The following is a 14909-nucleotide window of genomic DNA, read 5'->3' on the forward strand; positions in this document are numbered from 1 at the left end:
GCGGCGACGGGTGCGGCGCCTTTAGCACGCAGTGGCGCTGACGATCGATAATCGCGCCTTTCTTCTGCGCGTGAGAACCCCACAGCAGGAATACCACCCCCTCGCAATGCTCATTGATTAACGCGATAACCTTATCGGTAAAGGTCTCCCAGCCGAGGCTGGCGTGCGAGTGCGCCTGTCCGGCGCGGACGGTCAGAACCGTATTAAGCAGAAGCACGCCCTGGCGCGCCCAGCTTTCGAGGTAACCGTGAGTGGGGCGGGTAAAGCCGGGGATCGTGGCCTCCAGCTCTTTGTACATGTTCAAGAGCGATGGCGGGATCGCGACGCCCGGGCGAACCGAGAACGCCAGACCGTGCGCCTGACCCGGGCCGTGATAGGGATCCTGGCCGAGAATGACGACTTTGACGTCGCCCAGTTCGGTAAAGCGAAACGCATTGAAGACGTCTTTTTGCGGTGGGTAGATGGTGATCCCGGACTGGCGCTCTTCGGCGACGGTCTTCAGAGTATTGAGAAAATAGGGTTGTTGCTTTTCATCCGCCAGCACGTCATGCCAGGTTAAAGGGGTGCTCATCTTGCTCTCCTGCAAAGGGTCATCGCTATAGCTTAACGGCTTCTTTCTACAGAACAAAATCGGCACGGCTTGATGATGGCTTTTATGCAAAAAAAATTGAAAATTTACAAAATTATTTATGACACCCCATGGCGTAACTTGATGTAAAACAATAAAATCCCCCTATACCCACTTTGCACGAGTGGTTTTTATTGATTTATATCAAGGAATGCCGCGGGTGCGGCTGATATATATACACTCATACAACAATGGTTTTACCAATTGGCCGCGAAGAGGCCAAAATCGAATAAACACTGCCTGGGAGGCATCAAATGATTACTGGTATCCAAATTACTAAAGCGGCAAACGACGACCTGCTGAACTCTTTCTGGCTGCTGGATAGCGAAAAAGGCGAAGCGCGCTGCCTGTGTGCCAAAGGTGGTTTTGCGGAAGATGACGTGGTTGCAGTGAGCAAACTGGGTGAAATCGAATACCGTGAAATCCCGGTGGACGTGAAACCAGAAGTTCGCGTGGAAGGCGGCCAGCACCTGAACGTTAACGTGCTGCGTCGCGAAACCCTGCTGGACGCGGTTGAGCATCCGGAAAAATACCCGCAGCTGACTATCCGTGTTTCCGGCTACGCGGTACGCTTCAACTCTCTGACCCCGGAACAGCAGCGCGACGTCATCGCCCGTACCTTTACCGAAAGCCTGTAAGGCTGAAGCCAGATGTGAAAACGCCGGGATATCCCGGCGTTTTTTTTACTCTTCGTTGGACGTTGATGGCGTCCCGGTAGCGCTTGGTTTACGGCGCTTACCAATATTTTTCGTATCGCGGTGGCGTTTCTTCACCCGCGGTTTCTCTTTTTCTTTCTCTTTTTTCTCGGCGCGCTTCGCCAACACTTTCTTCGACGGTTTACCGGTTAACTTCTCGCTCGGCGCGCGGGTTTTTGGTCGCAGTTCATCAATCACGCGGGCCTTCAGCGGTTCTTCAACATAGCGGCCGATTTTGCCCAGCAGCAGGTGGTCATGCGCTTCAACCAGCGAAATAGCGATGCCTTTTTTACCGGCGCGGCCGGTACGACCGATACGGTGCAAATAGATATCAGCGGTGCGCGGCATGTCGAAGTTAAACACGTGGCTGACATCCGGGATATCAATACCGCGCGCGGCGACGTCGGTGGCGATCAGCACGTTCACGCGACCATCGGTCAGGCGTTTAATCGCTTCGTTGCGCTTAATCTGCACCATCTCGCCTTCCAGCCAGCAGGTGGTGATCCCTGCTTCGTGCAGCTTAGCGGCCAGTTCGTGAACGCGCTCGCGCTTACGAACAAAGACGATGGAGCGGGTTGCTTCCGGCTGCTTCAGCAAATTAATCAGCAGCGCGGTTTTATGCTCGATATCGTCGGCGCGATAGTACCACTGATGTATTTTTTTACGTTCGCGGGTCGATGGGGTGGCGGAGACTTCAACCGGCTCTTCCAGCAGACGTTCGGCAAAATCTTTGATCGCATCGCCTTCCAGCGTCGCGGAGAACAGCATGGTCTGCTTGCGCCAGCGGGTTTCACCGGCGATGGTTTCGATATCCTGGGCAAAGCCCATGTCCAGCATGCGGTCAGCTTCATCGAGGATCAGGGTCTCGACGGCGCGGCAGTCAAAGTTCTCTTCTTTAATATATTGCAGCAGGCGACCGGTGGTAGCGACCACGATATCCTGGTTTTCGCTGAACACTTCCGCGTGGTTCATGTACGCTACGCCGCCGGTAATGGTGGCGATGTCCAGATGGGTATGCTTCGCCAGCTCGCGGGCGTGGTCAGCCACCTGCATCGCCAGCTCGCGGGTCGGCGTCAGGATAAGAATACGCGGCGGGCCGGATTTCTTACGCGGGAAATCGAGCAGGTGCTGCAACGCTGGCAGCAGATACGCCGCCGTTTTACCGGTGCCGGTCGGCGCTGAACCGAGAATGTCACGGCCATCGAGCGCAGGCGGAATAGCGGCGGCCTGAATGGCTGTCGGGCGAGTGAAACCTTTATCCTGGAGGGCCTCCAGCAGGTTTTCGTCGAGTTCAAGTTCGGAAAAAGTCGTTACAGTCATGTTCTACCTCTGAGTGGGCCGCCGATTATAGACGTTACTGACGTAATGTTCATCTGTTTGTAAGGCTATCTGTTCTCCGGTATTGTGCATAGCCTTACGTTCAGGAGTTTTTGTCGGCAAGGTTATTGAGGATGTCTCAGTCGAAGTTTGCGCTGCCGCGCAATGGTTTTACCTTCAAACAGTTCTTTGTCGCCCACGATCGTTGCGCGATGAAGGTGGGCACTGATGGCATTTTGCTTGGTGCCTGGGCGCCGATTGCCGGGGTGAAGCATGTGCTGGATATTGGCGCGGGCAGCGGCCTGCTGGCGCTAATGCTCGCCCAGCGTACCGGCCATGAAGTGCATGTCGATGCGGTCGAACTGGACGAGGAGGCAGCCGCTCAGGCGCGGGAAAATGCCATCGCGTCGCCATGGTCTTCGCGCATAGAAGTCTGCCAGGCCGATATTCATCAGTGGCAGCCGTCGCAGACCCGGCGCTATGAACTGATAATCAGTAACCCGCCTTTTTTTGCCGAAGGGGTGCCATGCGCTACCTCGCAGCGGGAGCAGGCGCGGTATACCACGACGCTCGATCACGCCTCCCTGCTGACCTGTGCCGCAGAGCATATCACCGAAGAAGGTTTTTTTTGCGTGGTGCTGCCGGTGGATATCGGTAATGCGTTTATCGAGCGGGCAACGGCGATGGGGTGGCATTTGCGACTGCGCACTGACGTGGCGGAGACCGAACTGCGGCCGCCGCACCGGGTGCTGCTGGCGTTCTCCCCGACGGCAGGAGAGTGTTTCTGCGACAGACTGGCGATCCGCGGGCCAGAGCAGCAGTACTCTGAAGGGTTTACTGCTCTGACCGGGGATTTTTATCTCTTTATGTGAGCCAGGGGCGACAGTATCGACGGGCCGCTGTTCGGCAGCGGCTGCGGATAGTCGAGGGTATAGTGCAGCCCGCGGCTCTCCTTACGTAACATCGCGCAGCGTACGATAAGCTCCGCCACCTGCACCAGATTGCGCAGCTCCAGCAGATTATTCGAGACGCGGAAGCGGGCGTAATACTCATCCAGCTCCTGCTGGAGCATGGTAATGCGCCGCAGGGCGCGCTCCAGTCTGCGCGTCGTGCGCACAATGCCGACATAATCCCACATCAGCAGGCGCAGCTCGTGCCAGTTATGCTGGATAACCACCAGTTCATCCGGGATCTCCACCTGACTTTCATCCCACGCCGGCAGGGTGGTGACCTTCTGGGCCAGCGGCAGGCGCCGGGCGATATCCTCCGCGGCGGACCAGCCGTAGACCAGACACTCCAGCAGCGAGTTCGAGGCCATGCGGTTGGCGCCGTGCAGCCCGGTATAGCTGACTTCGCCGATGGCGTATAAGCCATCGACGTCAGTACGGCCATTATCATCCACCATCACGCCGCCGCAGGTGTAATGCGCGGCGGGGACGACCGGCACCGGATCTTTGGTTAAATCAATTCCCAGACCGAGCAGCTTTTCGTAAATCATTGGGAAGTGCTGGCGAACAAACGCCTCGGGTTTATGGCTGATATCAAGGAACATACAGTCAACGCCCAGGCGCTTCATTTCATGGTCGATGGCGCGGGCGACGATATCGCGCGGGGCCAGCTCGCCGCGCTCGTCAAAGTCCGGCATAAAGCGGGTGCCGTCCGGGCGTTTAAGGTGGGCGCCTTCGCCGCGCAGCGCTTCAGTAAGCAGGAAATTGCGCGCCTGTGGATGATACAGCGCGGTGGGGTGGAACTGGTTGAATTCGAGATTCGCTACCCGGCAGCCCGCCCGCCAGGCCATCGCAATGCCGTCTCCGGAAGAGACGTCGGGGTTAGTGGTATATTGATAAACCTTGGCAGCCCCGCCGGTCGCAAGCACTACCGCCTTCGCGCTGCAGGTTTCCACCCGCTCTTTATTGCGGTTCCAGATCCAGGCCCCGACCACCCGGCGCGTGCCCGACAGGCCAATCTTATCCGATACGATCAAATCGACGGCATTGCTGCGCTCAATGATGCGGATATTTGGATGGGCAAGGGCTTTATCGACCAGCGTCGTCTCTACCGCTTTGCCGGTAGCATCGGCGGCGTGAAGAATGCGTCGATGGCTGTGACCTCCTTCGCGAGTAAGATGGTAGCTCTCTTCGCCATTGGCCTGAACCTGGGTGTCAAACAGCACGCCCTGATCGATAAGCCATTGTACGCATGGTCTGGCGTTGCTGGCGACGAAGGTGACCGCATGGCGATCGCAGAGTCCCGCGCCGGCGATCAGCGTATCTTCAACATGGGATTCAATACTGTCCGTCTCATCAAAGACGGCGGCAATTCCGCCCTGCGCATAGAACGTAGAACCTTCGCTGATCGGTCCTTTACTCAGCACCGTCACCGAACTGTGCTCCGCCAGGCGCAGCGCGAGAGAGAGACCGGCAGCGCCGCTGCCGATAATCAACACATCACAAGAGAAGTCAGGAGTGGTATTCATCGTCTTTGTTTAATTTACTAAACACATTTAGCTCACAATAGCACCAGCGCGTGAGGAATCGTACATTTTTTTTGCCTGGTGTTGTGACGGCTAAACAGAAGGGGCCGGGAAAAGGGGCGTTGTGCGGTAAAAAAGAGAAGTGGAGCAGGTTGTTAGCATTGGATTTTATAGTGAAATAAACACTGTGTTACGATACCCTTCAGTCGGGCCTGCGCTTTTTCTTATTGACTAACCTGTTGTTTAGCAACCTGGGCATATAATGATTGATAACGATCTGCCGCCGTTGCCAGACAAAAAACAAAAGCGTAACGGAACTTTATTGTTTTCATGCACTCCAACAGTCAGCTTGCTCATAATGCAGATTTTGGGTGGTGTTTTGAAGACGCATGGGAATTGGGTTTGGGGAGACATTACCTCGGATGAGCGAGCAGTTAACGGATCAGGTCCTTGTTGAACGGGTCCAGAAAGGAGATCAGAAAGCGTTTAATTTGCTGGTGGTGCGCTATCAGCATAAGGTCGCGAGTCTGGTTTCCCGCTATGTACCGCCGGGCGATATCGCTGATGTTGTTCAGGAATCGTTCGTTAAGGCATGGCGTGCGCTGGACTCTTTCCGGGGAGATAGCGCTTTTTACACCTGGTTATACCGTATCGCCGTCAACACGGCGAAGAATTATCTGGTTGCTCAGGGACGCCGTCCGCCGTCCAGCGATGTTGACGCCAACGAGGCGGAAAACTTCGAAAGCGGCGGGGCGTTGAAAGAAATTTCGAACCCTGAGAACTTAATGTTGTCAGAAGAACTGAGACAAATAGTTTTTCGTACCATTGAATCGCTCCCGGAAGATTTACGCATGGCAATTACGTTACGGGAGCTGGATGGCCTGAGCTATGAAGAGATAGCCGCTATCATGGATTGTCCGGTTGGGACGGTGCGTTCGCGTATCTTCCGGGCGCGAGAAGCTATTGATAATAAAGTTCAACCGCTTATCAGGCGTTGACGATAGCGGAATACTGGAAAAGGGTATCAGGCATGCAGAAAGAACAACTTTCGGCTTTAATGGATGGTGAAACGCTGGATAAAGAACTGCTCAACGAGTTGAGCCGTTCCTCTGAGATGCAAAAAACCTGGGAGAGTTATCACCTCATTCGCGATACGCTGCGTGGCGATACCGCAGAGGTGCTGCAATTCGATATCTCCGCCCGGGTGATGGCCGCCATTGAAAACGAGCCCGTTCGTCAGACGGCGCCGCTTATTCCTGAATCTCAGCCCGCACCGCACCAGTGGCGGCAGATGCCGTTCTGGAACAAAGTGCGTCCATGGGCCAGCTCACTCACCCAAATGGGCGTTGCCGCCTGCGTATCGCTTGCGGTTATCGTCGGCGTCCAGCACTATAATGGGCAGTCTGATGCGACTCAGCAGCCAGAGGCGCCAGTGTTCAATACCCTGCCGATGATGGGTAAAGCGAGCCCGGTAAGCCTTGGCGTACCGGCTGACGCATCAGCAGGTAGCGGCCAGCAGGCGCAGGTCCAGGAACAGCGCCGCCGGATTAACGCCATGTTGCAGGACTATGAACTGCAGCGCCGCCTGCACGCTGAGCAGCTGCAGTTTGGCCAGGCCCAGACTCAGCAGGCAGCAGTCCAGGTGCCGGGTTATCAAACTTTAGGAACGCAATCGCAGTAATGAAGCAACTTTGGTGTGCCATGTCGCTCATGGCAGGCAGCCTGTTGTTCTCTGTCAACGCCTCGGCTGATACATCGTCCGGGGCGTTGTTGCAGCAGATGAACCTGGCCAGCCAGTCCCTCAATTATGAGCTGTCTTTCGTCAGCATCAATAAACAAGGCGTTGAGTCGCTGCGCTATCGTCATGCGCGACTGAACAATCAACCGCTGGCGCAGCTGCTGCAGCTGGACGGTCCGCGCCGGGAAGTGGTCCTGCGCGGCACGGAAATCAGCTATTTTGAACCCGGTCTCGATCCGTTTACCCTGAACGGCGACTATATCGTCGATTCGCTGCCGTCGTTAGTCTACAGCGATTTCAAACGCCTCTCCGCGGCGTATGATTTTATTTCCGTTGGTCGTACCCGTATCGCTGACCGCCTCTGTGACGTGATCCGCGTCGTAGCTCGCGACGGTACGCGCTATAGCTTTATCGCCTGGCTGGATGCCGAGACCAAACTGCCGCTGCGTGTCGATTTGCTCGACCGCGACGGCGAAACGCTCGAGCAGTTCCGGGTTGTCTCCTTCAACGTTGGCGATAACGTCAGCGCCAGCATGGAGACGCTGGCAAAAGCGAATCTACCGCCGCAGCTGTCCGTCCCTGAAGGGGGCGACAAAGCCAACTTCAACTGGGCGCCAACATGGCTTCCCCAGGGGATGGCTGAAGTTTCCAGCAGTCAGCGCCGTCTGCCCACTTTTGACGGTCCAGTCGAATCACGTCTCTATTCCGACGGCTTGTTCAGCTTCTCGATCAATATCAACCGCGCCACGGCGGCCAGCAGCGACCAGCTGTTGCGCACCGGCCGACGTACCGTCAGCACGACGGTACGCGATAACGCGGAGATCACCGTGGTGGGCGAACTGCCGCCGCAGACGGCGAAGCGTATCGCTGACAGTATTAAATTCAAGGCAGTACAATGATTAAAGAGTGGGCCACCGTGGTTTCCTGGCATAACGGCGTGGCGCAGGTGCACTGCGACGTTAAAGCCTCCTGCAGCAGCTGCGCTTCCCGTGCCGGCTGTGGTAGCAGGGTGTTAAACAAGCTGGGACCGCAGACCAGCCATACCATTAGCGTGCCCTGCGAGCAGCCGTTGGCAGCGGGGCAAAAAGTGGAGTTGGGGATCGCCGAAAGCAGCTTGCTGGGCTCAGCGCTGCTCGTCTATATGGCGCCGCTGGTGGGGCTGTTTATGATGGCGTCCATTTTCCAGGTGCTGTTTGCCAGCGATATCGCGTCACTTTGCGGTGCGTTGTTGGGCGGCGTCGGCGGCTTCCTGGTGGCGCGCGGTCTGTCGCCGCAGCTGGCTGCTCGCCAGTCATGGCAGCCGGTGATTTTAAGCGTCGGTTTGCCGCCTGATCTACTGCGTGTTGATACGCCTTCCTCTGAAATGGGGCAGTGATTTCACTGTCCTTCACCTTTATTTACTCTTCCTGTTACAACGCCACAATTTCTGCCGTTATGCTGGATCTAACAGCATTTCCTGGTTTCGCGGATGTAGTGTAGAATGCGGCGTTTTCGGATTAAAAAACGTCAGGCACAGTACAGCGGCCTCATGATACTCGTAAGGCATAATTAACTCTAAATATGAAGAATATACGTAACTTTTCGATCATCGCTCACATCGACCACGGTAAGTCGACGCTGTCTGACCGTATCATCCAGATTTGCGGTGGCCTTTCTGATCGTGAAATGGAAGCCCAGGTTCTGGACTCCATGGATCTTGAGCGCGAGCGCGGGATCACCATCAAGGCGCAGAGCGTCACTCTGGACTACAAGGCCAACGACGGTGAGACCTATCAGCTGAACTTTATCGACACCCCAGGCCATGTGGACTTCTCATATGAAGTTTCTCGTTCCCTCGCCGCGTGCGAAGGCGCGCTGCTGGTGGTGGATGCCGGGCAGGGCGTAGAAGCCCAGACCCTGGCCAACTGCTACACCGCCATGGAGATGGACCTCGAAGTCGTTCCGGTGCTCAACAAGATCGACCTGCCTGCGGCCGACCCTGAGCGCGTAGCGGACGAGATTGAAGACATCGTCGGTATCGACGCCCACGACGCGGTTCGCTGTTCAGCGAAAACCGGTGTTGGCGTGCCGGATGTGCTGGAACGTCTGGTGCGCGACATTCCGCCGCCGGAAGGCGATCCGGACGCGCCGCTGCAGGCGCTGATCATCGACTCCTGGTTCGATAACTACTTAGGCGTCGTGTCGCTGGTGCGTATTAAAAACGGCACCATGCGCAAGGGCGATAAAATTAAGGTGATGAGCACCGGCCAGGTCTATAACGCCGACCGTCTGGGCATCTTCACCCCGAAACAGGTCGACCGTACCGAGCTGAAATGCGGCGAGGTAGGCTGGCTTGTCTGCGCGATCAAAGACATCCTCGGCGCGCCGGTGGGCGATACCCTGACCGCGGCGCGTAATCCAGCGGATAAAGCGCTGCCGGGCTTCAAAAAAGTGAAGCCGCAGGTCTATGCCGGTCTGTTCCCGGTGAGCTCTGATGACTATGAAAACTTCCGCGATGCGCTGGGTAAACTGAGTCTGAACGATGCTTCCTTGTTCTATGAGCCAGAAAGCTCAACGGCGCTGGGCTTCGGCTTCCGCTGCGGCTTCCTTGGTCTGCTGCACATGGAAATCATTCAGGAGCGTCTGGAGCGTGAGTACGATCTGGACCTGATTACCACGGCGCCGACGGTAGTCTATGAAGTGGAAACGACCTCCAAAGAAGTTATCTACGTCGATAGCCCGTCCAAGCTGCCGCCGCTGAATAATATTCAGGAGCTGCGTGAGCCGATCGCCGAGTGTCACATGCTGCTGCCGCAGGAGTTCCTCGGCAACGTGATCACCCTGTGTATCGAGAAGCGTGGCGTGCAGACCAACATGGTTTACCACGGTAAACAGGTGGCGCTGACCTATGAAATCCCGATGGCGGAAGTGGTTCTCGACTTCTTCGACCGTCTGAAGTCTACCTCCCGTGGCTATGCGTCGCTGGATTATAACTTCAAACGCTTCCAGGCCTCGAACATGGTGCGCGTTGACGTGCTGATCAACGGCGAGCGTGTCGATGCGCTGGCGCTGATCACCCACAACGACAACGCCCCTTATCGTGGTCGCGAACTGGTCGAGAAGATGAAAGAGCTGATCCCGCGTCAGCAGTTCGATATCGCCATTCAGGCGGCTATCGGCAACCACATCATCGCGCGCTCTACTGTGAAACAGCTGCGTAAAAACGTCCTGGCGAAATGCTACGGCGGCGACGTCAGCCGTAAGAAAAAGCTGCTGCAGAAGCAGAAAGAAGGTAAGAAGCGTATGAAGCAGGTCGGTAACGTTGAACTGCCGCAGGAAGCGTTCCTCGCCATTCTGCACGTTGGTAAAGACGGCAAATAATTAAGGAGTTGGCATGGCGAACATGTTTGCCCTGATTTTGGTCATTGCGACCCTTTTGACAGGGCTGTTGTGGTGTCTGGATAAGTTCATATTCGCACCAAAACGTCGTGAGCGTCAGGCCGCTGCTCAGGCAGCGACCGGCGAGCAGCTGGACAAGAAAACGCTGAAGAAAGTTGGCCCGAAACCGGGCTGGCTGGAAACTGGCGCCTCGGTCTTCCCGGTGCTGGCGATTGTGCTGATTGTACGTTCGTTTATCTATGAACCTTTCCAGATCCCGTCGGGTTCGATGATGCCGACCCTGCTGATTGGCGATTTCATCCTGGTGGAGAAATTCGCTTACGGCATTAAAGATCCGATCTATCAGAAAACGCTGATCGAAACGGGTCATCCGAAGCGCGGCGACATCGTGGTGTTTAAATATCCGGAAGATCCGCGTCTTGACTACATCAAGCGCGCGGTAGGGTTACCGGGTGATAAGGTCACCTACGATCCGGTTGCCAAGCAGGTCACTATCCAGCCGGGCTGCAGCTCCGGACAGGCCTGCGGCAACGCGCTGCCGGTGACTTATTCCAATGTTGAGCCGAGCGATTTCGTTCAGACCTTCTCCCGCAGCAACGGCGGCGAAGCGTCCAGCGGTTTCTGGCAGTTGCCGAAGGGCGAAACCAAAGCTGACGGCATTCGTCTGACCGAGCGTCAGGAGACGCTGGGCGACGTCACGCACCGTATTCTGATGGTGCCGATTGCCCAGGATCAGGTTGGGATGTACTACCACCAGTCCGGCCTGCCGCTGGCCACCTGGATTGTACCGCCCGGTCAGTATTTTATGATGGGTGACAACCGGGATAACAGCGCCGACAGCCGCTACTGGGGCTTTGTGCCGGAAGCCAACCTGGTCGGAAAAGCGACCGCTATCTGGATGAGTTTTGAAAAGCAGGAAGGTGAATGGCCGACCGGCGTGCGGTTATCGCGCATTGGTGGAATTCATTAATTTCCTCTGTTGAATTCACGCCGCTGCGATAACCGCAGCGGCGTGAATTATTTAATATTTAAATCCCTTCAAACTAACGACATCCCGTGTCGTTGCGTATAGAATATCCCCCCGAAGTTTTTGGTTGTCGCTCAACCGAGTGACACTGCACACGAAAGCGTATTGGACTGTTTCAACTTGCTGTATGAAGCGTATGCTCAGGTCGGTTTCGTGTGCTGCATCTTTGACGCATTCATTTATTGGTAACGCATGAACCCCATCGTAATTAATCGGCTTCAACGAAAGCTGGGCTACACTTTTCATCATCAGGAGCTGTTGCAACAGGCATTAACTCACCGCAGTGCCAGCAGCAAACATAATGAGCGCCTGGAGTTTTTAGGTGACTCCATTTTAAGTTTTGTGATCGCGAATGCGCTCTATCATCGTTTTCCTCGTGTGGACGAAGGCGATATGAGCCGTATGCGCGCGACGCTGGTGCGTGGCAACACGCTGGCGGAAATCGCCCGCGAGTTTGAACTGGGCGAGTGTCTGCGCCTCGGGCCGGGCGAACTGAAAAGCGGCGGTTTCCGTCGCGAATCCATTCTCGCGGACACCGTTGAAGCGTTAATTGGCGGGGTTTTCCTCGACAGCGATATTCAGAACGTTGAACGCTTAATCCTCTCCTGGTACCAGACCCGTCTGGACGAAATCAGTCCGGGCGATAAGCAAAAGGATCCGAAGACGCGTCTGCAGGAGTATCTGCAGGGACGTCATCTGCCGCTGCCGTCCTACCTGGTGGTCCAGGTACGCGGCGAAGCGCACGATCAGGAATTTACTATCCACTGCCAGGTCAGTGGCCTGAGTGAACCGGTGGTTGGCACAGGTTCCAGCCGTCGCAAGGCGGAGCAGGCTGCCGCCGAACAGGCGCTGAAAAAACTGGAGCTGGAATGAGCGAAGAAAAAAGTTATTGCGGATTTGTCGCCATCGTTGGTCGTCCAAACGTTGGCAAATCCACGCTGTTGAATAAGCTGCTTGGGCAGAAGATTTCGATCACTTCCCGAAAAGCGCAAACGACGCGTCACCGCATCGTCGGTATCCATACCGAAGGGCCGTATCAGGCGATTTACGTCGATACCCCGGGCCTGCATATGGAAGAGAAGCGTGCCATTAACCGCTTAATGAACAAAGCGGCCAGCAGCTCAATTGGCGATGTTGAACTGGTCATTTTCGTGGTGGAAGGCACTCGCTGGACGCAAGACGACGAGATGGTGCTCAACAAGCTGCGTGACGCGAAAGCGCCAGTGATCCTCGCGGTCAATAAGGTGGATAACGTGCAGGACAAAGCGGAGCTATTGCCGCACCTGCAGTTCCTCGCCAGCCAGATGAACTTCCTCGACATTGTGCCGATCTCTGCGGAAACCGGCACCAATGTCGATACCATCGCGGCGATCGTGCGTAAGCATCTGCCGGAAGCGATCCATCACTTCCCGGAAGATTATATTACTGACCGTTCACAGCGCTTTATGGCCTCTGAAATCATCCGTGAAAAACTGATGCGTTTCCTTGGCGCTGAACTGCCGTACTCCGTGACCGTGGAAATCGAACGTTTCGTGACCAACGAGCGCGGCGGCTACGATATCAACGGCCTGATCCTCGTCGAGCGCGAAGGGCAGAAGAAGATGGTGATTGGCAACAAAGGTGCCAAAATTAAAACCATCGGTATCGAAGCGCGTAAGGACATGCAGGACATGTTTGAAGCACCGGTACACCTCGAGCTGTGGGTCAAAGTGAAATCCGGCTGGGCCGATGACGAGCGCGCCCTGCGCAGTCTCGGTTACGTTGACGACCTCTGAGTTAACGCAACGTGGATGGATGGCAGCGCGCCTTTGTCCTGCATAGCCGACCGTGGAGCGAAACCAGCCTGATGCTGGACGTCTTCACGGAAGAATCGGGTCGTGTGCGCCTGGTGGCCAAAGGCGCACGCTCCAAACGCTCTAATCTCAAAGGCGCTTTACAGCCCTTTACCCCCTTACTGGTTCGCTTCGGCGGCCGCGGCGAGGTCAAAACCCTGCGCAGCGCGGAAGCCGTCTCGCTGGCGCTGCCGCTCAGTGGTATCACCCTTTACAGCGGCCTCTACGTTAACGAGCTTATCTCCCGCGTGCTGGAGCACGAAACTCGCTTCTCCGAACTCTTTTTTGACTATCTGCACTGCATTCAGGCGCTTGCCGGAACCAGCGGCTCGCCGGAGCCCGCGCTGCGGCGTTTTGAGCTGGCGCTGCTCGGGCACCTGGGCTATGGCGTGGATTTTCTTCACTGCGCGGGCAGTGGTGAGCCGGTGGACGACGCCATGACCTACCGCTATCGCGAAGAAAAGGGCTTTATTGCCAGCCTGGTGATTGATAACAACACGTTTACCGGGCACCATTTGAAAGCGTTGGCGAGTCGCGAGTTTCCGGATGTTGATACGCTGCGCGCCGCGAAGCGCTTTACCCGTATCGCCCTGAAGCCCTATCTCGGCGGCAAACCGCTCAAGAGCCGGGAATTGTTTCGCCAGTTTATGCCCGCGCGAAAGGTGCGGGCGGCTAATACGAATAATGATTAACGAGGATTGTCATGGCTGAATTACTGTTAGGGGTCAATATTGACCATATCGCGACCTTGCGTAACGCGCGCGGCACCGCCTATCCGGATCCGGTTCAGGCAGCTTTCATTGCCGAGCAGGCCGGCGCCGACGGCATCACCGTGCATCTGCGTGAAGACCGCCGCCATATTACCGATCGCGATGTGCGTATCCTGCGCCAGACGCTGCACACCCGGATGAATCTTGAAATGGCGGTCACCGAAGAGATGCTGACGATCGCCTGCGAAACCAAACCGCACTTCTGCTGCCTGGTGCCGGAGAAACGTCAGGAAGTCACCACCGAAGGCGGACTGGACGTGGCCGGGCAGCGCGACAAGATGCGCGATGCCTGCCAACGCCTGGCGGATGCCGGTATCCTGGTCTCTCTGTTTATCGATGCGGATAACGAGCAGATCAAAGCGGCGGCGGATGTTGGCGCGCCCTATATCGAAATTCACACCGGCTGCTATGCCGATGCCAAAACCGACGCCGAGCAGGTGAAGGAGCTGGAACGTATTGCCAAAGCGGCCACCTATGCCGCCAGCCTTGGCCTGAAGGTGAATGCCGGCCACGGTCTGACCTATCACAACGTGAAAGCGATTGCTGCGCTGCCGGAAATGCATGAGCTGAATATCGGCCATGCGATTATCGGTCGCGCAGTGATGAGTGGCCTGAAAGAGGCGGTCGCGGAAATGAAGCGTCTGATGCTGGAAGCGCGCGGCTAATGGCCATTCTCGGGCTGGGTACCGACATCGTCGAGATCGCCCGCATCGAAGCGGTGATCGCCCGCAGCGGCGATCGCCTTGCCCGCCGGGTGCTGAGCGACCATGAATGGAGCATCTGGGAGCAGCACCAGCAGCCGGTGCGTTTCCTGGCGAAACGCTTTGCGGTCAAGGAAGCGGCGGCGAAAGCGCTGGGAACCGGGATCCGTAACGGACTGGCGTTTAATCAGTTCGAGGTATACAACGACGAGCTGGGCAAGCCGAAGCTGCGACTATGGGGCGAAGCAAAGCTTTTGGCGGAACGAATGGGGGTAAGGGCTATTCATGTCACCCTCGCCGATGAACGCCACTACGCCTGCGCCACGGTGATTGTCGAAAGCTAGCCAGGA

General features: G+C 56.3%; 17 protein-coding genes. 14 read left to right on the forward strand and 3 right to left on the reverse strand.

Annotation, left to right across the window (positions count from 1 at the left end; all coding sequences use genetic code 11):
- Positions 1 to 571: uracil-DNA glycosylase (gene ung / locus CWM53_RS11030; protein ID WP_227521707.1), on the reverse strand; the 571-nt coding region annotated here is incomplete at its 3' end.
- Positions 572 to 882: 311 nt separating this feature from the next.
- Here ung and grcA point away from each other — a divergent pair.
- Positions 883 to 1266: an autonomous glycyl radical cofactor GrcA gene (gene grcA / locus CWM53_RS11035; protein ID WP_002914084.1), complete on the forward strand. Its 384-nt coding sequence runs from the start codon at positions 883 to 885 to the stop codon at positions 1264 to 1266.
- 45 nt (positions 1267 to 1311) lie between these two features.
- Here grcA and srmB read toward each other — a convergent pair whose 3' ends face one another.
- Positions 1312 to 2643, reverse strand: coding sequence for an ATP-dependent RNA helicase SrmB (gene srmB, locus CWM53_RS11040; protein ID WP_074387833.1), 1332 nt, complete (start codon positions 2641 to 2643; stop codon positions 1312 to 1314).
- Positions 2644 to 2774: 131 nt separating this feature from the next.
- On the opposite strand from srmB, the gene trmN reads away from it, so the two are divergent.
- On the forward strand, positions 2775 to 3512 hold the full coding sequence (trmN, locus tag CWM53_RS11045; RefSeq protein WP_074387834.1) for a tRNA(1)(Val) (adenine(37)-N(6))-methyltransferase TrmN: 738 nt from the start codon (positions 2775 to 2777) through the stop codon (positions 3510 to 3512).
- Here trmN and nadB read toward each other — a convergent pair.
- Positions 3497 to 5116 carry an L-aspartate oxidase gene (gene nadB, locus CWM53_RS11050; RefSeq protein ID WP_061153640.1) on the reverse strand — a complete coding sequence of 540 codons (1620 nt, stop codon included), beginning with the start codon at positions 5114 to 5116 and terminating at the stop codon, positions 3497 to 3499. The genes trmN and nadB overlap by 16 nt on opposite strands.
- A gap of 327 nt (positions 5117 to 5443) precedes the next feature.
- On the opposite strand from nadB, the gene rseD reads away from it, so the two are divergent.
- From rseD to acpS, 12 genes are all read left to right on the forward strand, one after another.
- Complete coding sequence (gene rseD / locus CWM53_RS32365; protein ID WP_121980491.1) at positions 5444 to 5539, forward strand: rpoE leader peptide RseD; 96 nt, start codon at positions 5444 to 5446, stop codon at positions 5537 to 5539.
- Positions 5536 to 6111, forward strand: a complete 576-nt coding sequence (gene rpoE / locus CWM53_RS11055; protein WP_002914074.1) for an RNA polymerase sigma factor RpoE — start codon at positions 5536 to 5538, stop codon at positions 6109 to 6111. The genes rseD and rpoE overlap by 4 nt, the downstream gene beginning before the upstream one ends.
- A 32-nt stretch (positions 6112 to 6143) precedes the next feature.
- A complete protein-coding gene (rseA, locus tag CWM53_RS11060; RefSeq protein ID WP_008803762.1) occupies positions 6144 to 6794 on the forward strand; it encodes an anti-sigma-E factor RseA in 651 nt (216 codons plus the stop codon).
- On the forward strand, positions 6794 to 7750 hold the full coding sequence (gene rseB / locus CWM53_RS11065; RefSeq protein ID WP_100676036.1) for a sigma-E factor regulatory protein RseB: 957 nt from the start codon (positions 6794 to 6796) through the stop codon (positions 7748 to 7750). The genes rseA and rseB overlap by 1 nt, the downstream gene beginning before the upstream one ends.
- Positions 7747 to 8226 (forward strand): SoxR-reducing system protein RseC, encoded by a 480-nt coding sequence (gene rseC, locus CWM53_RS11070; protein WP_061153642.1) that lies wholly within the window; start codon positions 7747 to 7749, stop codon positions 8224 to 8226. The genes rseB and rseC overlap by 4 nt, the downstream gene beginning before the upstream one ends.
- Before the next feature lie 185 nt (positions 8227 to 8411).
- Positions 8412 to 10211, forward strand: coding sequence for a translation elongation factor 4 (gene lepA, locus CWM53_RS11075; RefSeq protein ID WP_074387835.1), 1800 nt, complete (start codon positions 8412 to 8414; stop codon positions 10209 to 10211).
- Between the two features lie 13 nt (positions 10212 to 10224).
- Positions 10225 to 11199, forward strand: a complete 975-nt coding sequence (gene lepB / locus CWM53_RS11080) for a signal peptidase I (RefSeq protein ID WP_100631870.1) — start codon at positions 10225 to 10227, stop codon at positions 11197 to 11199.
- A gap of 249 nt (positions 11200 to 11448) precedes the next feature.
- The gene (gene rnc, locus CWM53_RS11090; RefSeq protein ID WP_002914065.1) at positions 11449 to 12129 is read left to right on the forward strand and encodes a ribonuclease III; all 681 of its coding nucleotides are present in this window, start codon (positions 11449 to 11451) and stop codon (positions 12127 to 12129) included.
- Positions 12126 to 13031: a GTPase Era gene (gene era, locus CWM53_RS11095; protein ID WP_008803768.1), complete on the forward strand. Its 906-nt coding sequence runs from the start codon at positions 12126 to 12128 to the stop codon at positions 13029 to 13031. Before rnc ends, era begins: the two co-directional genes overlap by 4 nt.
- A gap of 11 nt (positions 13032 to 13042) precedes the next feature.
- The gene (recO, locus tag CWM53_RS11100; protein ID WP_074387838.1) at positions 13043 to 13780 is read left to right on the forward strand and encodes a DNA repair protein RecO; all 738 of its coding nucleotides are present in this window, start codon (positions 13043 to 13045) and stop codon (positions 13778 to 13780) included.
- 11 nt (positions 13781 to 13791) lie between these two features.
- Positions 13792 to 14523 carry a pyridoxine 5'-phosphate synthase gene (pdxJ, locus tag CWM53_RS11105; protein WP_100730311.1) on the forward strand — a complete coding sequence of 244 codons (732 nt, stop codon included), beginning with the start codon at positions 13792 to 13794 and terminating at the stop codon, positions 14521 to 14523.
- Entirely contained in the window at positions 14523 to 14903 is a 381-nt protein-coding gene (gene acpS / locus CWM53_RS11110) for a holo-ACP synthase (protein WP_008803771.1), read from the forward strand. Before pdxJ ends, acpS begins: the two co-directional genes overlap by 1 nt.
- Positions 14904 to 14909 lie beyond the last annotated feature (6 nt).

Origin of the sequence: Klebsiella sp. A-Nf5, from assembly GCF_002810545.1 — a bacterium.
GTDB classification, from domain to species: Bacteria; Pseudomonadota; Gammaproteobacteria; order Enterobacterales; family Enterobacteriaceae; genus Klebsiella; species Klebsiella variicola.